At 70.4% G+C, this 25,792-nt stretch carries 26 protein-coding genes; 13 read left to right on the top strand and 13 right to left on the bottom strand.

The genetic code is table 11. The features are described 5' to 3' along the window. Window positions 1-837, bottom strand: coding sequence for an HpcH/HpaI aldolase/citrate lyase family protein (locus RM1_RS03840; RefSeq protein WP_425528668.1), 837 nt, complete (start codon window positions 835-837; stop codon window positions 1-3). Between the two features lie 105 nt (window positions 838-942). Further along, entirely contained in the window at window positions 943-1,314 is a 372-nt protein-coding gene (locus RM1_RS03835; RefSeq protein ID WP_072750078.1) for a lipopolysaccharide assembly protein LapA domain-containing protein, read from the bottom strand. A 93-nt stretch (window positions 1,315-1,407) separates the two neighbouring features. Here RM1_RS03835 and rlmN point away from each other — a divergent pair, with 93 nt between their 5' ends. Together rlmN and RM1_RS03825 are read left to right on the top strand one after the other, a co-directional pair. After that, window positions 1,408-2,517 carry a dual-specificity RNA methyltransferase RlmN gene (rlmN, locus tag RM1_RS03830; RefSeq protein WP_072750077.1) on the top strand — a complete coding sequence of 370 codons (1,110 nt, stop codon included), beginning with the start codon at window positions 1,408-1,410 and terminating at the stop codon, window positions 2,515-2,517. Next, window positions 2,514-3,788 carry a hypothetical protein gene (locus RM1_RS03825; RefSeq protein WP_143069380.1) on the top strand — a complete coding sequence of 425 codons (1,275 nt, stop codon included), beginning with the start codon at window positions 2,514-2,516 and terminating at the stop codon, window positions 3,786-3,788. Before rlmN ends, RM1_RS03825 begins: the two co-directional genes overlap by 4 nt. A gap of 58 nt (window positions 3,789-3,846) precedes the next feature. Here RM1_RS03825 and RM1_RS03820 read toward each other — a convergent pair whose 3' ends face one another. Next, the gene (locus tag RM1_RS03820) at window positions 3,847-4,164 is read right to left on the bottom strand and encodes a DUF2631 domain-containing protein (RefSeq protein ID WP_072750075.1); all 318 of its coding nucleotides are present in this window, start codon (window positions 4,162-4,164) and stop codon (window positions 3,847-3,849) included. A gap of 17 nt (window positions 4,165-4,181) precedes the next feature. Next, window positions 4,182-4,727, bottom strand: coding sequence for a DUF1990 domain-containing protein (locus tag RM1_RS03815; protein WP_072750074.1), 546 nt, complete (start codon window positions 4,725-4,727; stop codon window positions 4,182-4,184). A 46-nt stretch (window positions 4,728-4,773) separates the two neighbouring features. On the opposite strand from RM1_RS03815, the gene RM1_RS03810 reads away from it, so the two are divergent. The 7 genes from RM1_RS03810 (at window position 4,774) to RM1_RS03780 (ending at window position 12,825) form a co-directional block, all read left to right on the top strand. Continuing rightward, window positions 4,774-5,580 carry an NmrA family NAD(P)-binding protein gene (locus tag RM1_RS03810; protein ID WP_072750177.1) on the top strand — a complete coding sequence of 269 codons (807 nt, stop codon included), beginning with the start codon at window positions 4,774-4,776 and terminating at the stop codon, window positions 5,578-5,580. A 57-nt stretch (window positions 5,581-5,637) separates the two neighbouring features. Further along, entirely contained in the window at window positions 5,638-6,786 is a 1,149-nt protein-coding gene (gene dxr, locus RM1_RS03805) for a 1-deoxy-D-xylulose-5-phosphate reductoisomerase (RefSeq protein WP_092667695.1), read from the top strand. 6 nt (window positions 6,787-6,792) lie between these two features. Next, complete coding sequence (locus RM1_RS03800) at window positions 6,793-8,022, top strand: M50 family metallopeptidase (protein ID WP_072750072.1); 1,230 nt, start codon at window positions 6,793-6,795, stop codon at window positions 8,020-8,022. 43 nt (window positions 8,023-8,065) lie between these two features. Then, window positions 8,066-9,226, top strand: coding sequence for a flavodoxin-dependent (E)-4-hydroxy-3-methylbut-2-enyl-diphosphate synthase (gene ispG / locus RM1_RS03795; protein ID WP_027499323.1), 1,161 nt, complete (start codon window positions 8,066-8,068; stop codon window positions 9,224-9,226). A 66-nt stretch (window positions 9,227-9,292) separates the two neighbouring features. Continuing rightward, a complete protein-coding gene (locus RM1_RS03790; RefSeq protein WP_027499324.1) occupies window positions 9,293-10,129 on the top strand; it encodes a GNAT family N-acetyltransferase in 837 nt (278 codons plus the stop codon). Between the two features lie 106 nt (window positions 10,130-10,235). Continuing rightward, on the top strand, window positions 10,236-12,038 hold the full coding sequence (locus tag RM1_RS03785; protein ID WP_072750071.1) for a penicillin-binding transpeptidase domain-containing protein: 1,803 nt from the start codon (window positions 10,236-10,238) through the stop codon (window positions 12,036-12,038). Between the two features lie 76 nt (window positions 12,039-12,114). Beyond that, window positions 12,115-12,825 (top strand): hypothetical protein, encoded by a 711-nt coding sequence (locus RM1_RS03780; RefSeq protein ID WP_083576514.1) that lies wholly within the window; start codon window positions 12,115-12,117, stop codon window positions 12,823-12,825. Here the strand turns inward: RM1_RS03780 and RM1_RS03775 are convergent. The 3 genes from RM1_RS03775 to RM1_RS03765 all read right to left on the bottom strand — a co-directional run bounded on the left by RM1_RS03775 (window position 12,803) and on the right by RM1_RS03765 (window position 15,989). Further along, window positions 12,803-13,573: a transporter gene (locus tag RM1_RS03775; RefSeq protein WP_072750069.1), complete on the bottom strand. Its 771-nt coding sequence runs from the start codon at window positions 13,571-13,573 to the stop codon at window positions 12,803-12,805. The two genes, RM1_RS03780 and RM1_RS03775, sit on opposite strands and share 23 nt — an antisense overlap. Before the next feature lie 85 nt (window positions 13,574-13,658). Beyond that, window positions 13,659-15,020 carry an APC family permease gene (locus RM1_RS03770; RefSeq protein ID WP_083576523.1) on the bottom strand — a complete coding sequence of 454 codons (1,362 nt, stop codon included), beginning with the start codon at window positions 15,018-15,020 and terminating at the stop codon, window positions 13,659-13,661. Between the two features lie 102 nt (window positions 15,021-15,122). Further along, window positions 15,123-15,989 (bottom strand): helix-turn-helix transcriptional regulator, encoded by an 867-nt coding sequence (locus tag RM1_RS03765; protein ID WP_072750067.1) that lies wholly within the window; start codon window positions 15,987-15,989, stop codon window positions 15,123-15,125. Window positions 15,990-16,090: 101 nt separating this feature from the next. Between RM1_RS03765 and RM1_RS03760 the strand changes: the two genes are divergently transcribed. Further along, a complete protein-coding gene (locus RM1_RS03760) occupies window positions 16,091-17,719 on the top strand; it encodes an AMP-binding protein (RefSeq protein ID WP_072750066.1) in 1,629 nt (542 codons plus the stop codon). Window positions 17,720-17,781: 62 nt separating this feature from the next. Here RM1_RS03760 and RM1_RS03755 read toward each other — a convergent pair whose 3' ends face one another. Genes RM1_RS03755 through RM1_RS03730 form a run of 6 tightly spaced genes read right to left on the bottom strand, consistent with a single transcriptional unit; the run spans window position 17,782 to window position 23,587 of the window. Next, window positions 17,782-18,567, bottom strand: a complete 786-nt coding sequence (locus RM1_RS03755) for an ABC transporter permease subunit (RefSeq protein WP_072750175.1) — start codon at window positions 18,565-18,567, stop codon at window positions 17,782-17,784. Then, window positions 18,542-19,447 (bottom strand): 2-aminoethylphosphonate ABC transporter permease subunit, encoded by a 906-nt coding sequence (locus RM1_RS03750; RefSeq protein WP_072750065.1) that lies wholly within the window; start codon window positions 19,445-19,447, stop codon window positions 18,542-18,544. Before RM1_RS03750 ends, RM1_RS03755 begins: the two co-directional genes overlap by 26 nt. Further along, on the bottom strand, window positions 19,444-20,649 hold the full coding sequence (locus tag RM1_RS03745) for an ABC transporter ATP-binding protein (RefSeq protein ID WP_083576513.1): 1,206 nt from the start codon (window positions 20,647-20,649) through the stop codon (window positions 19,444-19,446). The genes RM1_RS03750 and RM1_RS03745 overlap by 4 nt, the downstream gene beginning before the upstream one ends. A 1-nt stretch (window position 20,650) precedes the next feature. Next, a complete protein-coding gene (locus tag RM1_RS03740; protein WP_072750064.1) occupies window positions 20,651-21,703 on the bottom strand; it encodes a 2-aminoethylphosphonate ABC transporter substrate-binding protein in 1,053 nt (350 codons plus the stop codon). Between the two features lie 39 nt (window positions 21,704-21,742). Next, window positions 21,743-22,426: a phosphonatase-like hydrolase gene (locus RM1_RS03735; RefSeq protein ID WP_072750063.1), complete on the bottom strand. Its 684-nt coding sequence runs from the start codon at window positions 22,424-22,426 to the stop codon at window positions 21,743-21,745. Between the two features lie 33 nt (window positions 22,427-22,459). Further along, window positions 22,460-23,587, bottom strand: coding sequence for a TIGR03364 family FAD-dependent oxidoreductase (locus tag RM1_RS03730; protein ID WP_072750174.1), 1,128 nt, complete (start codon window positions 23,585-23,587; stop codon window positions 22,460-22,462). 98 nt (window positions 23,588-23,685) lie between these two features. Here RM1_RS03730 and RM1_RS03725 point away from each other — a divergent pair, with 98 nt between their 5' ends. From RM1_RS03725 to RM1_RS03715, 3 genes are all read left to right on the top strand, one after another. Beyond that, the gene (locus tag RM1_RS03725) at window positions 23,686-24,243 is read left to right on the top strand and encodes an HD domain-containing protein (protein WP_072750062.1); all 558 of its coding nucleotides are present in this window, start codon (window positions 23,686-23,688) and stop codon (window positions 24,241-24,243) included. After that, on the top strand, window positions 24,240-24,968 hold the full coding sequence (locus RM1_RS03720) for a GntR family transcriptional regulator (protein ID WP_072750061.1): 729 nt from the start codon (window positions 24,240-24,242) through the stop codon (window positions 24,966-24,968). The genes RM1_RS03725 and RM1_RS03720 overlap by 4 nt, the downstream gene beginning before the upstream one ends. A 54-nt stretch (window positions 24,969-25,022) precedes the next feature. Further along, window positions 25,023-25,792 (top strand): arabinosyltransferase domain-containing protein (locus tag RM1_RS03715; RefSeq protein WP_245816004.1); only part of this gene is annotated, 770 nt, incomplete at its 3' end.

Raw genomic sequence — 25,792 nt, 5'->3', positions numbered from 1 at the left:
CTAGTCCAGGCCGAACGCCCTGGCGAGTTCCGCGACCTTCTTCGCCTTGGCCAGGCGCGGCAGATCGCTGCCGTCACGGACGCGTTCGCCGTCCTCGCCGAGCTCGGCGATCACCTCCCGTGCCCAGTTGATGTCATCCTGGCTCGGGCTCAGCGCCCGGTTGACCGCCAGGGCCTGATCGGGGTGCATGCAGAGCTTGCCGGTCAGACCCATCGACGCGGTCAGTGCCGAATCACGTTGCAGGACGGTCTCGTTCGTGCTGATGGTCGGGCCGTCAATCGGTCCGGCCAGCCGTGCCGCGCGGCTGGCGACGACGAGGCGGGAGCGCGGGTACGCCATGGCCATCGGGTCGTCGCTCATGCCGGTGTCGCGGCGGAAGTCACCGCTGCCGAACGCGAGCCGGAACACGCCGTCCGCCCTTGCGATCTCCGGTGCGGCCTCCAAGCCCATCGCCGATTCGATCAGCGCGAGGATGCGGGTGCCCTCGGGCAGCCGGTCCGCGGTCGCGTCGGCCTGGTTGCCGCTCTCGGTCTTGGCGAGCATCACCCCGGCCAGGCCCGGTGCCGCCGAGAGGGCGGCGAGGTCGTCGGCCCAGTACGGCGTGGTGGCGTCATTGATCCGGACCCAGGCACTGCCGCCGCGGCCCAGCCACTCCACGACCCGGTCGCGGGCGGCGGGCTTGGCGGGTGGGGACACCGCGTCCTCGAGGTCGAGGATCACCGCGTCCACCCCGGATTCCGCTGCCGGTGTGAAGTTCTCGGGCTTGGTAGCGGGTACCAGCAGCCACGACCGGGCGAGATCGGGTGGGGCGGCAACCCCTCGACGCTCTGCGTGAATGGTCACAGCAACTCCTCCGGTGATCGGGACGACGTTTCCATCGTCCTCCCGTCGGGGGTGCCGGGCCAGTTTGCGTAAGTTATGTGCGCTGCCGCACAACGCGGGTCAGTGGGTGATGGATCTGGCTTTCTTCGCCACCCGGCGAATCTGCAGGATGCGGACGCCGCCCGCGAGGGCCATGATCAGCGCGCCTGCGATCGCCGCGAGCAGCAGGCTCACACCGAGCGGCAGCGAGAACTCCCACAGGAACAGGTTGAGGGTGACCTGGTCCAGATTCTGCAGGATGAACACCAGCAGCAGGATCAGGACCAGGACCCCGATGACGAGCCCGGTCCAGGTGGCGGCGGCCTTGGTGCCCGCGAGGCCGGTGTCGGACGGGGCGGCCGGCGCGGCAGGGGGGATGGCGGGCTCCGCCTCTGGCTGCGGATCGCCGAGCGGTTCCGAGGGGGAAGCGGTGGGTCCGTCGCTGGTGGCCATGCCCCGATCATTTCGCAGGGGATGTGTGATTGCACGCGCATCGCGACGAGAATTCGCATGTCGCGGGTGCTGGATGGGACACTGGAGCACACTATGGCCGTTTCAGTCCCGCTCGTGTTCAACGCTCCGCGTCGCGGCATGCCGCCGACGCACCTCGCCGACCTCGACGCCGAGGGCAGAAAGGCGGCCGTTCAGGAGCTGGGGCTGCCCGGATTCCGGGCGGATCAGCTGGCCCGTCAGTACTACGGTCGGCTCGAGGCCGATCCCGAGAAGATGACCGACCTGCCCGCGTCCGTGCGCGAGAAGGTCGGCGAGGCGCTGTTCCCGACGCTGCTCACCGCGGTCAAGCACGTCGCCTGCGACGACGGCAGCACCCGCAAGACGCTGTGGAAGGCCAACGACGGCACCCTGCTCGAGAGCGTGCTCATGCGTTACCCGGACCGGGCGACGCTGTGCATCTCCAGCCAGGCCGGCTGCGGCATGGCCTGCCCGTTCTGCGCGACCGGCCAGGCCGGACTGACCAGGAACCTGTCCACCGCCGAGATCGTGGATCAGGTCCGCTCGGCGGCCGCGGCGATGCGGGACGGTGACGTCGCGGGTGGCGAGGGCCGGCTCTCGAACGTGGTCTTCATGGGCATGGGGGAGCCGCTCGCGAACTACAAGCGCGTGGTCGCGGCGGTCCGACGGATCACCTCGCCCGCGCCGGACGGCCTCGGGCTGTCGCAGCGCTCGGTGACCGTGTCGACGGTCGGGCTGGCGCCCGCCATCCGCAAGCTGGCCGACGAGGGATTGTCGGTGACACTGGCGGTGTCGCTGCACACCCCCGACGACGAGCTGCGCGACACCCTGGTCCCGGTCAACAACCGCTGGACGGTCGCCGAGGTGCTCGATGCCGCCAAGTACTACGCCGATCAGACCGGTCGTCGGGTATCGATCGAGTACGCGTTGATCCGCGACATCAACGACCAGCCCTGGCGCGCCGACATGCTCGGCAAGAAGCTGCACAAGGCGCTGGGCTCACGGGTGCACGTGAACCTGATCCCGTTGAACCCGACACCGGGCAGCAAGTGGGACGCGAGCCCGAAGGACGTCGAGCGCGAGTTCGTGCGCCGGGTCATCGCGCAGGGCGTGTCCTGCACCGTCCGCGACACCCGCGGCCAGGAGATCGCCGCCGCCTGCGGACAGCTCGCCGCGGAGGGATGAGCAGCGTCCGTCCCAAGTGGTTCGGGGACCGATTCGAAGACATCTCACCGGTGCAGCTGGCTCGACGCCTATCAGCGGTAGCGCCCGAGGAACTCGTCCACTTCGTTACTGACAAAGCGCAACAGTGGAATCACCGTCGATCTTGCGCGGATGCGCTCGTCGGGCGGCTTCCGTCGGGAAGTCCGGCAGACTTGCTCGCGATTCTGCGCGATCCGACAGAAACCAGCGAACTTCGCCGAGCGTTACTCGACTTGCTGACGGTTTCGCCCGGGAAGCATTCCGGTGAGGTACTGGCGTGGGCGAAGCTGCAGGAGAGCGGTGCCGACGGCAGTGATGTCCTCAGCACTCTCGGGTTTGCTGCCCTCATTGTCCGCGCCGAACTTGGTGACACATCCGCCGCACCGGCTCTCGTAGAACGGGCTACCGACCCGTGGGAGGGCGTTCGCGCGGAGCATGCGATCGACGCGCTCATTACCTCCTACGGGGCGGACGTTGTGTTTGGGGGATCGCCGAACGTACTGATGCTGAGCGGCGAGACACCGGCGCTGCGGCTGCTGGGTGTGCGCCTGAGCGATCGGGTGGGCATAGACGTTTCCCCGGCGCTGGCAGACGAATCGACGATGGTTGCCCGTGCGGCGTTCGACCTCCTTACGGCGCGCTATCGCGACGGCCGTTTTGCCACCGGCGTCGTCGCTGGGCTCACGGCAATGGCGACCCGGGCCGGCCCGGGTCAGGTGTGGGCAATGGCGGTGCTCGCCAGGCGCTTTCCGGTCGACGTCCGCAAGATGTGGAATGAACTGGGTCCACGCCCCGTCGAGGTAGCCGGGCTGCCGACCGATGTGCGGGACGCGTTGATCCGAGAATATGCGCCCGGCCAACGTGGTACCGACGCCCGCTGGATTCTCGAAGCCGCACTACAGCCGTCGATCGAGGACCGGGACGACGAGGCGTCGGTTCGGGCGGCCATGAAGGCACTCAAAGCCTCCGGTGTGGAACCCGGCGAGCCGGTACCTGCAGGCGTGGACGAGGGCTCCGGGGGTGGCACGTACTTCCGCATCCACACCGCTGAGGGTGACGTCATGATCAGCACCCTCGGACCCTTCTTCCGCACCCAGCGCGATTCCATCGCCGACCTACTCACCAGCTCGGGCGGTTTCCGCCGTATCGATGACAGGCTTGCAGAAGTCGTTGTCGACGGACTGTGCGTCTATTTCTTCGGCGATCGGGGCCCTCTGTGTGTGCGGGATCTGCTGTTCTACTGGCAGGACTGAATTACGAACGACGGCCGCCAGGTTTGTAAACCTGGCGGCCGTCGTCGAAAGTTCTTGTCTACCGGGGCTTGCGGCGCTGGATGATGTCGCGCACGAGCAGGAACACCATGCCGGCGGAAATGCCGACGAGCCACAGGTCCTCGACCCTGCCCTCGTGGTTACCGATCGTGTAGACGAGCAGGAAGGCTGCGAAGAACCAGCCAAGGAAGCGGAACAGTCGCGGCGCCTCGCCGCTCCAGCCCCAGGCTGCGGACGGAACTTCTGCCGTGTCGACGTGTGCGGCGACGAGGGGCTCGTTCACGCTGGGATCCAGCTCGGTGGCCACGGTCGATCCTCCTGCTCGTACGGGTGTGCGTGTGCCTGCATATCGTGGCATACGACCGTGCGTCGTACCTAGCTGGGTCGGCGCGCCCGCGCGGTGTGCGTGAACGCGCCGAGGTAGCGGCGCGTGATCCACCGCTGCACCGCCCGATTCGCCGGGCCGCCGAGCCGGGCCAGCGCGCTGCCGCCGGTGGAGAACGCGTCGACCACCACCCGCACCCGGCCGTCGTCGCCGAGCTCGATCGCGAAGCGTTCCTCGCCGCGCTCGGGGTGACCGGGCAGGGTGCCGTAGGCGAAGCCGGACCGCCCCGGCTCGTCGATCCGGTAGACCACCCGGCACGGCGCCGTGACGGCCAGTGGACCCGGTCCCAGTCGCAGGATCACGACGGCGCCCTCGACGGCCTCCTCGTGGGTGGACCGGACGCGCAGTCCCGCGCGGCGGTGCATGTCCCAGTGCAGCAGCACGTGTTCGGCCCGCTCGAAGTCCTCGGCGCCGACGCCGATGACGGCGCTCTCGTGCACGTGGTGGTACCCGTCGGGCAGGGCGGCGCGGGTGCCGCCGACCTCGGGGTAGGTCAACGGCACGGTGCGCAGCGCGTCCGGGTTCACGCTCGCCATCCTGTCAGGGTGGCCGGTCGGCGGCATGAACCGTACGGTGTACTACATGACGATTCTGGTGACCGGGTCCACCGCGAACATCGGCAGGCTGGTCGTCGACCACCTCCTGGCGGCAGGCGCGACCGATGTCCGAGCCCTGACGAACAACCCCTCGAAGGCAATGCTTCCGGACGGCGTCGAGGTCGCCGAGGGCTATCTGCGCCGGCCCGAGTCGCTGCCTGCCGCCTTCGAGGGCGTCGAGAAGATGTACCTGGCGCCAACCCCGGACACCGTCGAGGAGGTCGTTGCCCTGGCCCGCGACGCCGGGGTCCGGCACATCGTCGACCTGTCCGGAGAGCGCGAATCGTGGTGGGGCGCGGTCACCTCGGCCGTCGAGCGATCGGGGATCGCCTGGACCCACCTGTGGGCGGGGGAGTTCCTCGAGAACGACCTCGTCTGGGCCGACCAGGTGCGGCGCACCGGACACGTTCGCGACCCGTTCCCCGATGTGGTCAGCGCCCCGATCGCGATGGACGACATCGCAAGGGTCGCGGCATCCGCCCTGCTCGGCGACGGGCACGAGGGCCGGACCTACGAGCTGACCGGGCCGCGGGCCCTCTCGCGCGCCGAACGGGTGCACGAACTCGGCAAGGTGCTCGGGCGGCCCGTGGAGTACGTCCGGGTGCCCGTCGAGGAGGCCGTCGAGATCCTCGAACCGGTGATGGGCCCGAACGCCCGGTTCTACCTCGAGACCGCCGTCGCGTCGCTGGTCGGTGCGCCGCAGCGGGCGACCGCCACCGTCGAGGAGGTCACCGGCCGCCCGGCCACGACCTTCGCGCAATGGGTCACCGCCAACGCCGACGCCTTCCGCTAGGCCCCGCGTCGGAGTCCTGTCAGCTTCTTCTCAGGTGCCGTCGTGAAGAATGGACGGGTGGCAGAACCTACGCGCGTGCTCCTGCTCGGCAGCACCGGATCAATCGGCACCCAGGCCCTCGAGGTCATCGCGGCCAACCCCGACAAGTTCACCGTCGTCGGTCTGGCCGCGGGCGGCGGCAACATCGACCTGCTGGCCCGGCAGATCCGCGAGACCGGGGTGAACGCGGTCGCGGTCGCCGACCCGGCGGCCGCCGCCCGCCTCGACGGCCCCGCGCTCAGCGGAGCAGGCGCCGTCACCGAACTGGTCCGCACCACCGAGGCGGACGTGGTGCTCAACGCGCTCGTCGGCTCCCTCGGCCTCGAACCGACGCTCGCGGCACTCGAATCCGGCGCCCGGCTGGCGCTCGCGAACAAGGAATCGCTCGTCGCGGGCGGCCCGCTGGTCACCGCCGCTGCCGCGCCGGGACAGATCGTGCCGGTGGACTCCGAGCACTCGGCGCTCGCGCAGTGCCTGCGCGGCGGGCGCGCCGAGGAGGTGGACCGGCTGGTGCTCACCGCCTCCGGCGGCCCGTTCCGCGGCTGGACCGCCGACGCCCTCGAATCCGTCACCCCCGAGCAGGCAGGCGCGCACCCGACCTGGTCGATGGGCCCGATGAACACCCTCAACTCGGCGACCCTGGTCAACAAGGGGCTCGAGCTGATCGAGACGCACCTGCTGTTCGGCATCGACTACGACCGCATCGACGTCACCGTGCACCCGCAGTCGATCGTGCACTCGATGGCCACCTTCACCGACGGCTCCACCCTCGCCCAGGCCAGCCCGCCGGACATGAAGCTGCCGATTGCCCTCGCCCTCGGCTGGCCGGACCGGGTGCCGGGCGCCGCCGCGGCCTGCGACTTCACCACGGCCGCGACCTGGACGTTCGAGCCGCTCGACGCCTCGGTGTTCCCGGCCGTGGACCTGGCAAGGGCCGCCGGCAAGGGCGGCGGGTGCCTGACCGCGATCTACAACGCCGCCAACGAGGTCGCCGCACAGGCGTTCCTCGACGGGACCGTCAGGTTCCCGGCGATCGTGCGCACGGTCGAACGCGTCCTCGCTGGTGCCGACGAGTGGACCGCGCCACCGGCTACCGTGGAGGATGTGCTCGCCGCAGACGCGTGGGCGCGCGCACGGGCACACGAGCTCGTCAAGCAGGAGGACTAGAGCCGCATGGTGTTCGTCATAGGTGTGGTGCTGTTCGCGTTGGGCATCACCGTCTCCATCGCGCTGCACGAGGCAGGCCACATGTGGACCGCCCGCGCGTTGGGGATGAAGGTCCGCCGCTACTACATCGGATTCGGACCGAAGATCTTCTCCTTCCGGCGCGGCGAGACCGAGTACGGACTCAAGGCGATCCCCGCGGGCGGCTTCTGCGACATCGCGGGCATGACCCAGCACGACGAGCTCGCGCCCGACGAGGTCGACCGCGCGATGTACAAGCAGAAGACGTGGAAGCGCCTGGTCGTCATGTCCGGCGGCATCGCGATGAACTTCATCTTCGGATTCGTGCTGGTCTACATCCAGGCCGTCGGCTGGGGCCTGCCCAACACCGAGACCAGGGCCGTCGTGGAGGGCGTCACCTGCGTGGCGCCGACCCAGGCGGGCAAGGACGGCGACTACAAGCTGGCGGACTGCACCGGCGAGGGGCCCGCCCAGCAGGCGGGCATCCTGCCCGGCGACGTGGTCGTCGCGGTCAACGGGACGCCGACCTCCACCTTCGGTGACGTCGTCAAGGCGACGCAACCGCTCTCGGGCACCGCCGAGTTCACCGTCGACAGGGACGGCGAGACCCAGGTGATCGACGTGCAGGTGCAGCAGGCGCAGCGCTGGGTCAACGACCGGAACTCCACCAACAGCAACCCGCTGCCGCCCGTCTCCCAGGACGTCGGCGCGATCGGCATCAAGGCCCCGCCGACGTTCCTCGAGTACTCGGCGCTCTCCGCCATCCCGGGCAGTTTCGTCTACACCGGCGACGTCTTCGTCCGCAGCGTCGACGCCCTGGTCCAGATGCCGTCGAAGGTCGCGGACCTGTGGACCGCCGTCACCGGCGGCGAACGCGACATCGAGACCCCGATCAGCGTGGTCGGCGCCTCCGTCATCGGCGGTCAGATGGCCGAACGCGGCTACATCGACCTGTTCATCGGCCTGCTCGCGACGCTGAACTTCTTCCTCGGCATCTTCAACCTGCTGCCGCTGCTCCCGCTCGACGGCGGGCACATGGCGGTGACCATCTACGAGAAGATCCGCGACTCGATCCGCGCGCGCCGCGGACTCCCCGCGGGCGGACCTGTCAACTACATGAAGCTGATGCCGATCACCTACGTGGTCATCGCGTTGGGCGGCGCGTACATGCTGCTCACGCTGACCGCGGACATCGTGAACCCGATCAAGATCTTCTAGTGCTCGCTAAACTTGTCCTGACGCTACGAAAGAAGGCATCCACGTGACCAGCCCCGTCGGATTGGGCATGCCAGAAGGCCCGGCCGCCGTCCTCGCGCCGCGCCGCAAGACCCGACAGCTCCAGGTCGGATCCGTCGGGGTCGGCAGCGACTTCCCGGTATCGGTGCAGTCGATGTGCACCACCAAGACGCACGACGTCAACGCCACCCTCCAGCAGATCGCCGAGCTGACCGCGTCCGGCTGCGACATCGTGCGCGTGGCCTGCCCCCGGCAGGAGGACGCCGATGCGCTGGCGACGATCGCGAAGAAGAGCCAGATCCCGGTCATCGCGGACATCCACTTCCAGCCGCGGTACATCTTCGCCGCCATCGACGCCGGGTGCGCGGCGGTGCGGGTGAACCCCGGCAACATCAAGGAGTTCGACGGCCGGGTCGCCGAGGTGGCCAAGGCCGCGGGCGACGCGGGAATCCCGATCCGGATCGGCGTCAACGCCGGCTCGCTCGACCCGCGCCTGATGCAGAAGTACGGCAAGGCCACCCCGGAGGCGCTCGTCGAGTCGGCGCTGTGGGAGGCGGGCCTGTTCGAGGAGCACGGCTTCGGCGACATCAAGATCTCGGTCAAGCACAACGACCCGGTGATCATGGTCGAGGCGTACCGCCAGCTGGCCGCGCAGTGCGACTACCCGCTGCACCTCGGCGTGACCGAGGCGGGCCCGGCGTTCCAGGGCACGATCAAGTCCGCGGTCGCCTTCGGCGCGCTGCTCTCGGAGGGCATCGGCGACACCATCCGGGTCTCGCTGTCCGCGCCGCCCGCCGAGGAGATCAAGGTCGGCACCCAGATCCTGCAGTCGCTGAACCTGCGTCCACGCAAGCTGGAGATCGTGTCCTGCCCGTCCTGCGGGCGCGCCCAGGTGGACGTGTACACCCTCGCCGAGCAGGTCACCGCCGGTCTCGAGGGCATGGAGATCCCGCTGCGGGTTGCCGTGATGGGGTGCGTCGTCAACGGTCCCGGCGAGGCCCGCGAGGCCGACCTCGGGGTCGCGTCCGGCAACGGCAAGGGTCAGATCTTCGTCAAGGGCAAGGTCATCAAGACGGTGCCGGAGGCGATGATCGTGGAGACGCTGATCGAGGAGGCGATGCGGATCGCGGAGGAGTTCGGCGAGGACCAATCCGCATCGGGATCCCCGGTCGTTACCGTCAGCTGACGCTCGCACGTATCGTGGGATCACAAGACCACTCGAATCCCGACGACCCGACCCGGGGGTGACTCGGTGCTCAAACTGCTCGGCGCCAGGCAGCTCGGTGCGCGCGACAGGGTGCACGTGTTGCGCGTGCTGGACGCCGATCCGATCGCCTCGTGCATGGTCGCGGCGCGGATCCAGGACCTCGGGATCGATCCGCGGGCGATCAACGGCGAGCTCTGGAGCCGCGGCGGCCCGGCCGAGTCGCTGTGCTTCTCGGGCGCGAACATGGTTCCCCTGCGCGGTGACCTCGACGACCTGCGGGCCTTCGCGGACCGGGCGTGCCGGGGACCGCGGATGTGCTCGTCGGTGGTCGGCCGCAGCGAGCTGGCACTGCCGCTGTGGGAGATGCTCGAGACCGACTGGGGTCCGGCGCGCGAGGTGCGCGCCGAGCAACCGCTGCTCGCTCTCTCGGCGCCGCCCGTCGTCGCGCCGGATCCGTACGTGCGTCCGGTGCGGATGGATCAGCTCGAGCCGTACCTCACGGCCGCGATCGCGATGTTCATCGAGGAGGTCGGGGTCGACCCGCGCTCCAACGACGGTGGCCGCGGCTACCGCCGCCGGGTCGCGGGCCTGATCGCCGCGGGACGGGCCTGGGCCAGGTTCGACGGCGAGGAGGTGACCTTCAAGGCGGAGGTCGGCTCGATGTCCGCGCAGGTCGGCCAGATCCAGGGCGTGTGGGTGCATCCTCGGTACCGGGGCCACGGTCTCGGCGCGGCCGGGACCGCAGCGGTGGCGGCGGCGGTCGTGGCGTCGGGCCGCACCGCGAGCCTCTACGTGAACAGTTTCAACCACCAGGCGCGGCGGACCTACCAGCGCATCGGGTTCACCCAGGTCGGCATGTTCTCCACGGTCCTGTTGGACTAGCGGCTTCGCCGCCCGTGCGCGAGTCGTACCCCGATCGGGGTGAAAAGCGCTCGCGGTGCGGGTGCCTTCCCGGCCTGGGCGGTGGGCCGACCTACGATGGCAGGCGATGATCTCCACCGCCGCACCCCGCATCCTCTCCTCGCTCGTCGTCACGGGCGCCCTCGTGCTCGGCGCGGTCGCGTGCACCCCGAAACCGGCTGGCCCCGAACCGGCAGCCCAGGAGTTCCTCGACGCCGTGGCCGACCGGGAATCCGAGCGGGCCGCCGCGCTGTCCGACCGGCCCGCGGACGCCCAGCCCGCGATCGATGCCGCGTGGGAGGGCCTGCAGGCCGAATCCCTCACCGCGACGACGGGATCGGTGCGGGTGGACGGCGACACCGCGACCGTCGGCTACACCTACGAATGGCATCTGCCGAAGGACCGGGTGTGGACCTACAGCGGCGACCTGCAGATGGGGCGGAAGAACGGGGAGTGGGCTGTCCGCTGGAGCGCCACCGATCTGCACCCGAAACTCGGCGACACCCAGACGATGACGCTGCGGGCCACCCCGGCGCCGCGGGCCCGGGTGAACGAGCGGGCCGGCTCGGACGTGCTCGTGCCGGGGACCATCGAGCGGATCAAGTTCAACGCCAAGGACTCCGGCAACCCGACCGCCGTCGCGACCGCGCTGGCGACCGCGCTGGAGCCCTTCGACCCGACCCTCACCCCGCAGTCGATCGTGGAGTCGGCGACCTCGGTCAGCGGCGCCTACCTGGTGGCGAGCCTGCGACAGGAGGACTACGAGACGGTCGCCGCCGCGCTGAGCGGCCTGTCCGGGGTGACGGTCTCGGAGGAGGCGGACCTGGTCTCCACCGACCGCGGCTTCGCCCCCGACCTGATCGGCCAGGTCAAGAAGCGGGTCATCGACGAGGTGGACGGCAAGGCCGGTTGGAGTGTGGTCACCGTCAACAAGAACGGCGTGGACATCGATGTCCTCACCGAGACCAAACCCCAACCGGCGCCGTCCTTCTCCGTGAGCCTGGATCGGCCCATCCAGGTGGCCGCGCAGAACGCGGTCAACGCGCGGGTCGAACAGGCGATGATGGTGGTGCTGCAGCCGTCGACCGGCGCGATCCTGGCGGTCGCGCAGAACAAGGCCGCCGACAAGGACGGCCCGGTCGCGACGACGGGCCTGTACCCGCCCGGCTCCACCTTCAAGATCATCACCGCGGGTGCGGCCATCGACAACGGCCTCGCCCAGCCCGGTACCCCCGTCGGCTGCCCTGGTCGGATCGTGATCGGGGAACGGTCGGTGCCCAACTACAACGAGTTCGCGCTGGGCACGGTGCCGATGAGCACCGCGTTCGCGCGCTCGTGCAACACCACCTTCGCCAAGCTGGCCAGCGAGATGAAGCCCGACGCCCTGACGGTGGCGGCCGCGCGCTACGGCATCGGGCCCGACTACGACGTGCCCGGCCTGCCGACAGATTCCGGATCCGTCCCGCCCGCACCGGAACTGGTGCAGCGCACCGAGGACGGCTTCGGACAGGGCAAGGTCGTGGTGAGCACCTTCGGCATGGCGCTGGCGGCCGCGACGATCGCGAACGGGTCGACGCCGGTGCCGACGCTGATCTCGGGGGAGGAGACCAAGATCGAGGGCGCTCACCCGCCCATCAGCCGGGAGATGGTCGAGGGCCTGCGCGGAATGATGCGCGACGTGGTCACCAGCGGTACCGCCACCCGCATCGCCGACCAGGGCGAGATCTACGGCAAGACCGGTGAGGCCGAGGTCGACGGCGGCTCGCACGCCTGGTTCGTGGGGTACCGAGGCGACATCGCGTTCGCGACGCTCGTGGTCAGGGGCGGCAGCTCCGACAACGCGGTGGCCGTGACCCGGGACATGTTCACGGCGTTGCCGGAAGGGTACTGACGGCTCGGCCGGTTGGTGGGTACTGAGCGCCGGAAAATCGATGGCCCCGTCGCGGGGGAGGCGCCAGACTCGGGGTGTGAACACCGATCTGGCCCCGACCGTCGAGCGATTCCGCGCCCTCGCGCGATCGTCCCCCTGGCGTTGGTCGACGCTCGAGTTCGACCTGGACCGTGACGATCTCGAGCACGCCTGGATCCGACGGCCGGACCACCTGCGGGTCGAGGATGGCGACGGTCGGGTGCACGTCACGACGGGCCGCAACCGCCCGGTGGCGGTCGCGTACAGCGATAGCGGCGGCGTGCCGCTCGCTCGGGTCTGGCCGGCCGACGTCGAGCCGGGTTACGACGCGGACGGGCTCGTGGCGGTGCGCCCGGACGACTTTGCGATCGACTATGACCCGCCCTTCCACGACGACTACTTCTGGGTTGCGCTGCTCGATCCCGCCGAACTCGCCGACGGTGTCGACGTGCTGGCCGTGGAGGCGGTGTCGCACCACGGCCGGCCGACGTGGCAGGCGCACGTGCGCCCGACGCCGGAGTACGACCCGCGCTGCACGTGCTGCGCGCTGCTCTCCGGCAACGGCGAGCTCGATCCCGACCCGTGGGTGCCGACCGCGGACTCGGTGGTGCGGCTCGACGTGCAGACCGGCGTGTGCGTGTCGGTGCGGCACCTCGGGTCCGGGTGGTGCGGGCAGGAGGCCGAGGTTCGCATCCGCGCCGTGGACGAGCCGATGGCGGACGACTTGTTCCGTCGGCCCCGTTGGTTCAGCGGTAGACGTCGGCGCTGACCACCCGCATCGTCCGGCGGTCGAGGTAGGCGAACAGCACGGCGTGCGCGCCGTCAACGGTCCCGGTCGCGGTGACCGCGTCGCCCGCGGCGATCACCTTGGTCAGGTCGGTGATCACGTTGCCGCCGAGCATCTTCAGCGCATCGGCATCCCCGCGCTGCGCCGAATCGACCAGTCGCCGGACCGCGTCCTTGCCCCGCTTGCCCACGCTCAGCGCGGCCTTGCCGAAGGCGAGCGTGCCGCCGAGGCCCTGCAGGCGCAGCATCCGCGCGCTCATCGAGGCGGCGACCGTCAACCGCTCGGCGCTGACGCCTGCCACCTGCGCGAACATCGGCGTCACCTCCCAGTGCGCGGCGATGCGGCGGATCCGCGGCTCGCCGTCGTCGAGGGTGGCCTCGTAGAGCAGGTGCATCGGCGCCCTGGCCACGACCCCGGCCGAGAGCCGGGTCTCGATGGTCACGTCGCGGACCACGTGCAGGCCGTCGACGATGTCCTCGTTCTCGATGTCGAAGCTGATGCCGTTGGGCGCGATGAAGGTGTCCCAGAACCGGGCCAGCGGGTCGCCGCCGCGTCGGCCCGACTTCCGGTCGTGCAGGCCGCCGAGCACGGGGCGGCCGCCGACCGGGTCCTCGATGATGTGCTGGCGCGCGAACAGGCCGAGCCACGCGGCCTTGTCGTGCACGGCGACGGCCGTGGGGGAGGAGCGCGCAAGGGCCAGCAGGTCGTCGGTGGACGGATTCGCGGACATGGCACCCCTGGGATCGGCGTCGGACGGTCGATCGGAGTATGCCAGGAAAGGTAGAACTTGTTCTAGATTCTTTCGCCGTGCCCGCTCAGTTCGTCGGACCGGGCGGCACGCCCTCCTCGCCGAGGAACTCGGGGTGCAGCTCGGCCTTCACGCCCAGCTTCTTGTTGGCCAGGTTGTTGACGAACCACAGCACCACGCCGATGGCCAGCAGCACGCCCGCGATCCTGTACTGCGCGGGATCGCGGTCGGTGAGCGGCGTTGCCAGGAAGGCGCAGCTGAGCGCGCCGATGATCGGCAGCACGGTCGGCGCGCGGAAGTGCTTGTGGTCCACCGTGTCCTTGCGCAACACCAGGACGGCGACGTTGACGACGGTGAACACGCACAGCAGCAGCAGCGCGGTGGTGCCGCCGAGCTGGGGCACCTCGCCGACGATCGTGATCAGTCCCAGCGCCAGCAGCGTGGTGAACCCGATCGCGATGTACGGGGTCCGCCGGGTGCGGTGCACCCGGCCGAGCTGCGGCGGCAGCACGTGCTGACGGCTCATGCCGTAGAGCAGTCGGCTGGCCATCAGCATGTTGATCAGCGCCGAGTTGGCGACCGCGAACATGGTGATGAACGCGAAGATCCCGATCGGGAAGCCCGGTGCGCCCGCCTGGACGACCTTGAGCAGCGGGGTGTCTCCCTCGCCGAGCTCGTCCGCCGACACGAGGGCGATCGCCGTGACCGACACGAGCACGTAGATGACGCCGGTGGAGACGAGGCCGATGAGCAGGACCTTCGGGAAGATCCGGCTCGGCTCCTTGCACTCCTCGGCCATGTTCACCGAGTCCTCGAAGCCGACCATCGCGTAGAAGGCGAGGGTGGTGGCCGCGATGACGCCACCAAGCGCGGAGCGGTCGCCGGTGTCGAACGTCGCCGCCCGCGAGAAATCGCCCTCGCCGATGCCGAGCGCCCACATGCCGATGAAGACGATGATCAGCAGCCCGGACAGCTCGATGCAGGTCAGCAGCACGTTCAGCTTGACCGACTCGCCGACGCCCCGGAAGTTGACCGCAGCCACCGCGATCATGAAGACGATGCCGATCAGCGTGATCCCGACCCCTGTCCGCACGTCCAGGTCGAAGGCCTCGGCGAAGTTGGCGGCGAACGCGCGCGAGGCGGTCGCGGCGGAGGTGATCCCCGAGCACATGACCGCGAAAGTCACCATGAAGGTGAAGAACTGGATGCCGAAGGCCTTGTGGGTGTAAAGCGCGGCACCGGCGGCCTGGGGGTACTTGGTGACCAGTTCGAGGTAGCTGAACGCGGTGATCAGCGCGACCACGAAGGCGACGAGGAAGGGCAGCCACACCACGCCGCCGACGTCGTTGGCGACCTGCCCGGTCAGGGCGTAGATGCCGGTGCCGAGGATGTCACCGACGATGAACAGCAGCAGCAGCCACGGACCCATCACCCGCTTGAGGGTCGGTTCGTCCTTCGATTCGCTCACGGCGGCTGGTGGTTTCGTCACTGCGCATCCCCTCGGTGAGGGCGGCCGGACCGGCCGCGGTGCTTACGGAAGCAGACCCAACCTCCTGGCGGCGACCACCGCTTCGTGCCGTGAGTGGGCGTCGAGCTTGCCCATCGCGGCACGCAGGTAGCTCTTCACCGTCTCCGGCTGGAGCGAGAGTCGATGGGCCACTTCGTTGTTGGTGCAGCCGAGGGCGATGTGGGCGAGCACATCCAGCTCGCGAGGAGACAGGGTGACCGGGGTGTCGCCGGCCTCCACCTCGTCGTTGACCAGCGCTGCCAGCTTCTCGGACACCGCGCGCAGCCGTCCCCGGAGCGGGCCGTCGGGCACCGACTGGGCGAGCCCGCGCAGCTCGGCGTGGGCGTCCCGGATGCCCTCGGCCACCGCCGCGCTGGCGTTGCCCCGGTTGCTGTCGAGCACCCCGAGCATCTGCAGGCGGCGGTCCACCTCGTCGCGGATGGCGATCTCGGTGCCGAGTCGGCGGCCGGCCTGCACCAGGATCTCGGCGGTGCGGTCGCCGATCGGCATCGATTCCCGGACCGCGGCGTAGAGGACCGCCCTCGAGGCGCCGTCGACCAGGACGGGGACCGCGAGCACCGAGCGGATGCCCTCGCCGAGGACCGGCCGGTCGTAGTGGTGGGTGATCGACATCGCGCTGCCGTAGTCGGGCACCGAGGCCGGCTGACGCTGCAGCACCACCCGGCCGCCCAGGCCCGAGCTCGGGGGGATGACCAGGCCCTTGAGTCCGTTGGTCCTGGTCCCGAAGAACTCGGTCAGGTGCAGCGTGCCCGCGGAGACCTCGCCGCCGAACAGCACGGGCACGTTCGCCCGTCCCGCGACCGCGCGCAGTTCGGCGCGCAGGGCGTCGCCGTCGCGGGGCCGCAGCAGGGGTGGGGTGCGGGAGAGCATTGACTACCCCTTTCCGGGGGTGGTGCGTGTTGTTTGTGAGCTAGATCATAGGGCCATGGAGAAGTCCGGTGTCCGCCGGACCGCTGTTGAAGGAGCAAACCATGGGCACCGATGCCACCTCGCGGGTGCGCGAGCTGCTGGAGCAGTACGACACGCCGCAGGCCTGCGCCGCGGACCTGCTGTGTGACCGGCATCCCGACACCGATGTCGCGTTCACGGTGATCGAGGGCGATCTGACCTCGCGTGACCTCAGCTACGGCGAGCTGCGGGCGGAATCGACCAAGTTCGCGGCCGCGCTGGCGGAGCTCGGCGTCGAGCCGGGCGACTGCGTGGCGACGCTGATGGGCAAGTCCGCGGAGCTGGTCATCGCGCTGCTCGGCATCTGGCGTCGCGGCGCCGTGCACGTGCCGCTGTTCACCGCGTTCGCGTCCCCTGCCATCGCGTTCCGGCTCGACTCCAGCGGCGCCAAGTTCGTGGTGTCCGACCAGAACCAGCTCGCCAAGCTGGCGCCGGGTGAGGACATCCCGGCCGACGCGCCCTGGCGGGTCATCGTCGCGGCGGGCGAGCCCGAGTCCGAGGACCAGCTGCGGTTCGCCGATCTGCTCGGGGCGCACACCGCCGACGACGCGGCGGGCACCGCGGTCGCGGTCGGCGGCAACGGCCCGCTCGTACAGCTGTTCACCAGTGGTACCACCGGGACCCCGAAGGGCGTGCCGGTGCCGGTGCGTGCGCTGGCCTCGTTCCACGCCTACCAGGAGTTCGGCCTCGACGTCCGCCCCGACGACGTGTTCTGGAACGCCGCGGACCCCGGCTGGGCCTACGGGCTGTATTACGCGCTGCTGGGTCCGCTGGCGGCGGGCACCCGCAGCCTGCTGCTGCACGCGGGCTTCTCCGCGCCGCTCACCTGGCAGATCATCGAGAAGTTCGGCGTCACCAACTTCGCCGCCGCGCCGACCGTCTACCGCAGCCTGCGCGCCGACACCAGTCCGGTACCCGAGGGTTTGTCGCTGCGCCGCGCGTCCTCGGCGGGCGAACCGCTCACCCCCGACGTGGTGGCCTGGTCGCAGAGCGCACTCGGCGTCGAGGTGCGCGATCACTACGGGCAGACCGAGCACGGCATGTTCATCGTCAACGCGTGGGCGGACGGCCTGCGTGAGGACGTGCGGCCCGGCTCGATGGGCCGGCCGCTGCCGGGCTGGAGCTGCGCAGTGCTGCTCGACGACGCGGACGAGGTCGCGCCCGCGGGCACCCCTGGCCGCGTCGCCATCGACACGCAGGCCAGCCCGCTGATGTGGTTCACCGGCTACGTCGACGCCCCGGAGAAGACCGCGCAGCGGTTCAGTGCGGACGGCCGCTGGTACATCACCGGCGACGCGGGCAAGACCGACGAGGACGGCCACTTTTTCTTCTCCTCGCGCGACGACGACGTGATCATCATGGCCGGCTACCGCATCGGGCCCTTCGACGTGGAGAGCGTCCTGGTCATGCACGAGCAGGTGATCGAGGCGGCCGTCGTCGGCATGCCCGACGAGCTGCGCGGCGAGGTCCTCGAGGCCTTCGTGGTGCTCCGCGACGGCACCGAGGGCACCGACGAGCTCGAGGCCGAGCTGCAGACGCTGGTCAAGAAGAAGTTCGCCGCGCACGCCTACCCGCGGACCGTGCACTTCGTGCCGTCGCTGCCGAAGACCCCCAGCGGCAAGGTGCAGCGCTACCTGCTCCGCCAGAAGTAGGCGGCTGCGCCGCCCGTGCGCGGTTGACGAGTCCAGGGACTCGTCAACCGCGCACAGGCGCGTCAGCGCCTTCGGATGCGCCCGACCGCCAGCAGGGCGACCAGGGTGACGGCCAGCAGCAGGGTGGTGTCGGCGGCGGCGAGGAACACCTGGCCGCGGTCGGTCAGCCCGAAGATGGTCACGGGCAGGGTCTTCCAGGTGGCCGGGTACACCATGATGGTCGCGCCGAGCTCGCCCATCGACAGCGCGATCGCCAGGCCCGCGGCCGCACCGAGCGCGGGCAGCAACAGCGGCAGGGTGATCCGCAGGAGCACCCGCGTCGGTCCGGCGCCGAGCGACTCGGCGGCCTGCCGGTAGGCCGGGTCGAGCCGGTCCAGCGCCGCCGAGACCGCGCTGAAGGCGAACGCGAGCACCAGCACGGTGTGCGCGAGGATCACGATCCACTTGGTGCCCCCGAGCAGCAACGGCTCGGCGTTGAACGCGATCAGAAGTCCGAGTCCGATCGCCACCGACGGCACCGCGATCGGCAGGTGGAACACCGCGTCGGTGGTCTTGCGCAGCCAGGCGGGCGCCTCGCGGGCCGCGAGCGCCGCCCAGGTGCCGACGAACAACGCCAGCGCCCCCGCGATGAACGCGGTCTGCAGGCTGACGGTGAGGCTGGCGAGGTTCTCGTCGGAAAGCGCGGCGGAGAGGTTCTTCGGGCCGAGGTTCGACGGCAGCGGCCCGGTCCAGGCCCCCGCGAGCGCCGCGGCGACGACGGTGGCGATGGGGGCGACGAACACCACGACCACCACGACGCCGAAGAGGGCGAGGGCCAACGCCCTAGCACGCGTGGTCCACAGCAGCACGGCGGCCTCCAAGCAGTCGGTTGAACAGGAATCGGTAGCCGCTGTACAGCGACAGTGACAGCACCACCTGGACGCTCGCGATCACCGCGGCGCCCGGCAGGTCGAAGGTCACGATGCCGTGGGTGTAGATCAGCACCGGCAGCGTCACGACGTCCTTGGCCCCGGTGAACAGCACGATGCCGAACTCGTTGAGCGTCAACAGCAGCACCAGCGAGCCGCCCGCCATCAGCGCGGGCCAGGCCTCCGGCATCACGACGGTCCGCAGCACCCGGAGCGGGGAGGCACCGAGGCTTGCCGCGACATCGAGCTGTTCGCGGGGCATCTGGGTGAACGCGGCCAGCAGCGGCCGCACCACGAACGGGGTGAAGAAGGTGATCTCGGCGGCGATCACGCCGAGCGGGGTGTTCACGAAGTTCAGCGGTCCGCCGTCGGCGCCGGTGAGCCGGGCGAGGAGAGCATTGACCGCGCCCGCGGTTCCGTACAGGAACGTGAACGCCAGCGTGATGAGGAACGAGGGCAGCGACAGGATGGTGTCGATCAGCCGGCCGACCACCTTCGACCCGGGGAAGGGCACGAAGGCGAGCACCAGCGCGAGGAAGGTGCCGAGCACCAGGCAGCCCAGCGTGGAGGCGACCGCGATTTCGATCGTGCGCCACAACGCGTTCCGGAACTGCGCGGACGCGAGCACCTCCGCCCAGGTGGACAGCCCCCTGCCCTCGTCGGTGACCGTGGACTCGGCCAGCACGCGGGCCATCGGGTAGACCGCGAAGCCCAGCACCAGCAGCAGGGGCGGCAGCGCCAAGGCCACCGACCGCCACCGGCGCGGCTCGGGCCGGACCGGCGGGGGATCGAGGCGTACCGGATCGAGGACCGCGGTCATGACGCCTGCCCCGGTGCGGGGACGAGCACCGCACCCTGGTCCGGGATGCGAACGCCGACAGCGGTTCCCGCCGGTCGTTCGTCGTGCCCGGTCACGTCCACCTCGAGCAGGGCGTCGGGCAGGGCGGCGAGCGCGACGGTGTGCCTGGTGGTCGAGCCGCGCCAGACGCTGGCGGTGACCCGTCCAGGGAGCGCGCCGCGCTCGGTGGGCGCGGTGAGGGTGATCGCGTGCGGGCGCACGCAGAGCAGGGCCCCGGCGTCGGACTCCCACTCGGTCGGGCTGATGGCAGGCCGAGGGGCGTGCGCGGTGACCGGTGTGCCGCCGACCGACACCAGGGCCGAGGTGCCGATCACCCGGGTCACGGTGCAGGGCAGCAGGTTCGCGCCGCCGAGGAAGGCCGCCGTGAAGCTGCTCGGCGGCCGCTTCCACAGGTTCTCCGCGGTGTCGATGTCGACGAGCCGGGCGTCGCGCATCACGGCGATCCGGTCGGCCAGCGCCAGGGCCTCGCTCTGGTCGTGCGTCACGTAGAGCATCGCGGTGTCCGGCAGGGCCGCCCGCAGCTGTTGCAGCTCGGCCAGCATGCTCTGCCGGAGTTGGGCGTCGAGCGCGGCCAGCGGCTCGTCGAGTAGCAGTACCTTCGGACGGATGGCAAGGGCGCGCGCGATGGCGACCCGCTGCTGCTGCCCGCCGGACAGCTCGCGGGGCAGTCGTTTGCCGTAGGCGGACATCCCCACCATCTCGAGTGCCTCGGCGACCCGCGTGCCGATCTCCGCGCGGGGCACGCGGTGCGAGCGCAGGCCGAACGCGACGTTCTCCGAGACCCGCATGTGCGGGAACAGCGCGTACGACTGCACGACCACGCCAATGCCACGCTTGGCGGGCGGCAGGTCTGTGACGTCCCTGCCTGCCAGCCGGACCGAGCCCGAGACCGGCCGGGTGAAGCCGGCCAGCGCCTTGAGAGCGGTGGACTTGCCGGACCCGCTGGGCCCCAGGAGAGCGACGGTCTCTCCCGGGGACACCCGCAGGTTGAAGTCGATCAACGCCCGGGTGGCGTTCCTGCCCCGCCCGTAGGCCACGTTGACGCGGTCGAAGGTGATGGCGGGAGCGGAGTAGTCGGTGGCCCCGAGGATGCCGGATTCGGCCGTTCTCGTCGAAGCCGATCCGATTCTCGGCCAGGCCTGCCCGGTGTTGATCTTCCTCATGTCAGTTCCCGGTGGCCTTCTGGTAGGCGGCGACGTCGGCGTCGAGCTCGGTGATGACGGTGTTCCAGTTCGGGGTCCACACCGTGACGCCGTTCAGCAGGCCGGCCGGGGTGGACTTGTCATTGACGTCGACGGTCGCGGCCTCGCGCACGTCCTTGCGGACCGAGACACCGAGCGCGTCGGGTCCGACCGTCTTCTGCGCCTGCTCCGAGAGCAGGTACTCCATCAGCTTCTTGGCCTGCTCGGACTGCGGTGCGCCCTTGGCCAGTCCCATCACGTAGGGCAGCGCCACCGTGGTGCGGGCACCGCCCGCCTCGGCCGGGAAGAAGATGTTGAACTTCGAGCCGTCGTCCGCGATGGACGCGAGGTTCATCTGCACGTCGCCGTTCGCGACGAGCAGCTCACCGTTGCTGACCTTCGGCTGCAGCTTGCCGGTGGAGGAGGACGGCCCGACGTTGTTGGCCTGCAACTTGTTCAAGTACTCGAGCGCGCCCTCCTTGCCCTTGAGGTGCTGGAGCAGCAGCAGCACCGCGGTGCCGTCGCCCGCCTGGCCGGGGGTCGAGTACTGCAGCTTGCCCTTGAACTGCTCGCCGAGGAGGTCGTCCCAGGTCGCGGGGGCCGGGTTCGCGCCAGGGTTGGCGATGAAGTTGAGGTAGTTGTTGACGACGGGGACGTACTTGCCCGCCGGGTCCTTCTCCTCGGCCGGGACCGCGGAGGTGTCGATCCCGCTGGGCTGGAGCAGGCCCTGCGCGTCGGCCTTCTGGATGAACGGCGGCAGCGTGACGACGATGTCGGCCTGCGGGTTGGACTGCTCCTTCTCGACGCGGGAGACCACCTCGCCGGAGCCGGCCTCGACCAGGTTGACGGCGACGCCGGTCTCCTCGGTGAACTCGTCGAATCTGGCCTTGTACCAGTTGCTCAGGCCGTCGGCGCTGTAGACGGTGACGGTCTCGGTGCCGGAGCTCGCTGCGGTGCCGGTGCCACCGCAGGCGGTGGTGAGCGTGAGCAGGGTCGCGGCGAGGGCGGCTGCGGCCAGGCTGGGGCGGATGCGCATGACGGATTCCTAACTGTGGGTGTGGGTGTGGGGGAACGGCTAGGACTTCAGGAGGAGCTGGGCGAACTCGCGCACCGAGGGCACGACGTGGGTGGCGCCGGCCGCGCGGAGCTGGGCCTCGCCGTGGGCGCCGGTGAGGGTGCCCGCGACGATCGACGCGCCCGAGCGCAGCCCGCTGGTGACGTCATTGGAGGTGTCGCCCAGCACGGCAACGCCTTTCACGTCATCGACCTGCAGGCGCAGCAGTGCGGTGAGGATGAGGTCCGGATAGGGCCGACCGCGCCCGGCCTCGGCGGGGGACAGGGTGAGGTCGGCGATGGTCTGCCAGCCGAGGGCGGCGAGCAGCTTGTCCTGGGTGCCGCGACTGAACCCGGTGGTCAGCGCGACCTTGATCCCGGCCTCGCGCAGCGCGGTGATCGACTCCGCCGCACCGGGAATCGGCTCGGCATTGCCCTCCTCGATCAGCCGGTCATAGGCGGACTCGAAGGCGGCGTTGGCGGCCTGGGCGCGATCCTCGTCGCGCAGCAGCGCGCGGAAGACGACGATCTTGGACTGGCCCATGGTGTCGAGTACGTACCGGCGCGCGTTGTCTGCCTCGGCGCCCTCGGGGGGCAGGCCTGCGGCGTCGGCCGCCGCGGCGAAGGCCCGCAGCACCAGACCGTCGTCGGAGACGGTGGTGCCGGCCATGTCGAGCACGGCGAGGGCGATGGGGGTGGCGGTCACGATTTCTCCTGGGGCGATGGATGGGTCGGTGATTCAGAGGCCGAGCTGGTCGGCGGTCTGTTCGGCGAGGGCGGGGCCGAGGGTCATGCCGCGGCCGCCTGGGCCTGCCACCACCCAGACGTTGTCCGCGGGGCTGCCGCGGTGCACGAGCTCGCCGGGGTCCAGGCACTGGCTGTATACGCCCGCCCAGCGCTTGACGATCGGGGGGAGTCTGCGGCCGAGCAGCTCCTCGACCACTCCGGTCAGGTGTTCGTACGGCGCCTCGTCGACGTCGAAGTCGAACGGCTCGTCGTACTCGTGGGTGTCACCGATGGTCAGTCCGCCGTGGAGGCGCTGCACGCAGAGCAGCTGCATGCGGTGCGCCTCCGCGGTCGGGGCCTGCGGCTGGACGGTCCTGAGGTTCTCGAGCGCGGCGCCGGCGAAGCCCGGGTAGTAGCGCAGGCTGTCGCCGTCGGCGATGGCCGTGGTCAGCTCCTCGCCGAGCGGGGCGGTCTGCATCATCTGAAGCCGGACCCGCCGCAGGGGCAGCTCCCCGGCCAGGTCCCGGGCCAGGCCGCCGAGCGTCGCGCCGGGGCAGACGATGGCCAGGTCGGCGTCGAATACGCGGCCGTGGTCGTCGCGGATGTGGACGCCCGCCCCGTCGGAGGTCACCGCGCGGGCCTCGGTGCCTGCGTGGAAGGCGTAGCGGCCGCTCGCCTCGAGGTGGCGGCGGATCGCGGGCAGGGCGACGCGGGATTCCACGGCGCCGTCGCGGCCGCAGTGCAGGCCGGCGAGGAACTTGCCGCGCAGGGCCGGGTTGACGGCGAGCACCCGCTCCGGCTCGAGGAGGGCGAAGCCGCGGGCCTCGGCGTCCGGGCGGGCCATCGCCTCCTCGGCGACCGCGACCTCCGCGGGGGTGCGCAGCAGCGTCATCGAGCCGGCCGCGCGGAAGCCGATCGCCGGGACACGGGCGGCGAGGTCCTCCCACAGTTCGTGCGAGCGCAGGGCGGCGTCGAGCTCGTGTTCGGCGCGGCCGGAGACCCACACCAGGCCGAAGTTGCGCACGGTCGCCCCGCGGGCCTCGGTCTCGCGCTCGAGCTGGATGACGTCGTGTCCGCGGCGGATCGCCTCGTCGGCGTGGGTCGTGCCGATGATGCCTCCGCCCACGATCAGAATTCGCATGACGAGGAGCATGCAGTTTGGTCTAGACCAACCGGTGATGGCCAGGGGAACGCCGGATGAACAATTGGTATAGACCAATTTGAGGTACGCTGACCTGCATGAACGACGAGGGGATCGGATCGGGCGAGGCCGTACTGGAGGAAACGGCCATCGTGCTGCGCTCGCTGCGCGGGGTGTTCGACGAGGACGCGGTGGACGAACTGGACCACGCCCTGCAGGCGGCGGGACGCGCGGTGGCCGACGGTGCGGACGACGAGCTCGTCCTCGCCAGCGCGCTGCACGACGTCGCGCGCAGTCCGCTGCTCGGACTGCCAGACGACGCGGCGCACGACGTCGCGGCGAGGCGGTGGCTCACCCCGCGATTCGGCGAGCGGGTCGGATGGCTGGCGGGCGCACACGTCGCCGCGAAGCGCTACCTGGTCGCCACGGAGCCCGGGTATGTCGCGACCCTTTCGGCGGAGTCGGTCCACACGCTGCACGCGCAGGGTGGGCCGGGCGTCGACCCGGTGCTCAGCGCCGATCCGCGGTGGCCCGATGCGGTGCGGCTGCGACGTTACGATGACGGCGCGAAAGTCGCAGGCGCGCAAGCTCCGTCGATCGACGAGGTGCTCGCGGTGGCGAGACGGGTACGCGCCGGGATGGGGACGTCACGATGACCGAGATCAACGCCCGCATCGATGCGGGGGAGTCCGCGCCCAAGTACTACCGGGTGCGCACCGAACTCGCGGCCATCATCGACGACCTCGACGAGGGCGACCCCGTGCCCGCGGAGCGCGACCTCGCGGTGCGCTTCGAGGTGTCGAGGGAGACGGTGCGCCAGGCCGTGCACGAACTACTGGTGGAGGGCAGGATCCAGCGTCGTGGCCGGGGCACCGTGGTGGCCAGCCCGAAACTCACCCAGCCGCTCTCGCTCCGTTCGTACACGGAGGGCGCGGTCAGTCAGGGCCGGGTGCCTGGCCGGGAGTTGGTCACCTTCGAGGACGTGCCCGCCGACGCCGAGGTCGCCGCGGACCTCGGACTGTCCGTTGGATCCACCGTGATCCACCTCGAACGGGTGCTGCTTGCGGACGGGCAGAAGATCGGACTCGAGAGTACGTACCTGCCTGCCCGCCGGTTCGCCTCGATGGCCCGGTCGTTCGATCCGGGCACCTCGTTGTACGCCGCCATACGCGCCACCGGCGTGACTTTCGACTCGGCCACCGAGCGGATCGAGACGGTGCTGGCGTCGCCGCGCGAGGCCGCCCTGCTCGACTCGACGACCGCGATGCCGATGCTGTTGCTGAACCGGATTTCCCTGGATACGGACGCCGTACCGATCGAGCGGGTCCGCTCGATCTACCGCGGAGATCGGGTCGCATTCCTCGCCACGCTGCGGGAGTGAGCGCAGGAGTCGCTCGTTTCGTCGACGAGTTGATTCCGGTTAGCATCCGAACCCGTGGTTGACAGCATCGTGGCGACGAGACCCGCATCGGCAAACGGTCCAGAGCACGATCCCCACCCGGCGCACGCGAAGTCGGCGCTGCGTGGCGTCCGCTGGACCGCGATCGTCACGGGTCTTATCGGCATGCTCCTCACCCTGTCGGTGCCGCTGCTGCCCGTCGAGACGGACGAGACGGTGCTCTCGTGGCCGCAGCAGGACCTGGCACGCAGCGTTTCGGCGCCGCTCGTCTCGTACTCGCCGCTGAGCCTCGACGTCGAGATCCCCTGTGCGGCGATCGGCCCGCTTTCCGAGCGAGGCGGCACCCTTGTCGCCACCGCCCCGAACGGCGCCCCCGACGCCGAGCGCTACGGCTTCGTGGCCAAGGTCACGCCCGCGGGCGCGGATGACCCCGGTCGCGTCGAGGTGGTCCTACGCGACACGGTGCTGTTGTCCGCGCCACTCGACCGCCTCGCGGGTGGCGACTGCGCGATCGCCGTGTCCTCCGATGCGACGGGGACCACCGCCGAGATCACCGGGTCCGGGATCGCGCCGACCGTGCGCGAGGGTGACCTCCGTCCCCAGATGGTCGGGGTGTTCACCGACCTGCAGGGTGCGGCGCCCGCAGGCCTGCATGTCACCGCGGAACTCGACTCGCGCTTCACTTCGACGCCCTCGACGCTCAAGCTGCTCGCCATGGTGGTCGGCGTGCTGGCGGTGATCGCCTCCCTCATCGCCCTGCACCGCCTCGACCGCGTCGACGGCAGGCGCTCACGCCGGTTCCTGCC

The sequence above is a fragment of the Rhodococcus maanshanensis NBRC 100610 genome, assembly GCF_001894865.1.
GTDB classification, from domain to species: domain Bacteria; phylum Actinomycetota; class Actinomycetes; order Mycobacteriales; family Mycobacteriaceae; genus Rhodococcus_G; species Rhodococcus_G maanshanensis.
This window is presented reverse-complemented; position numbering and strand designations above follow the sequence as displayed.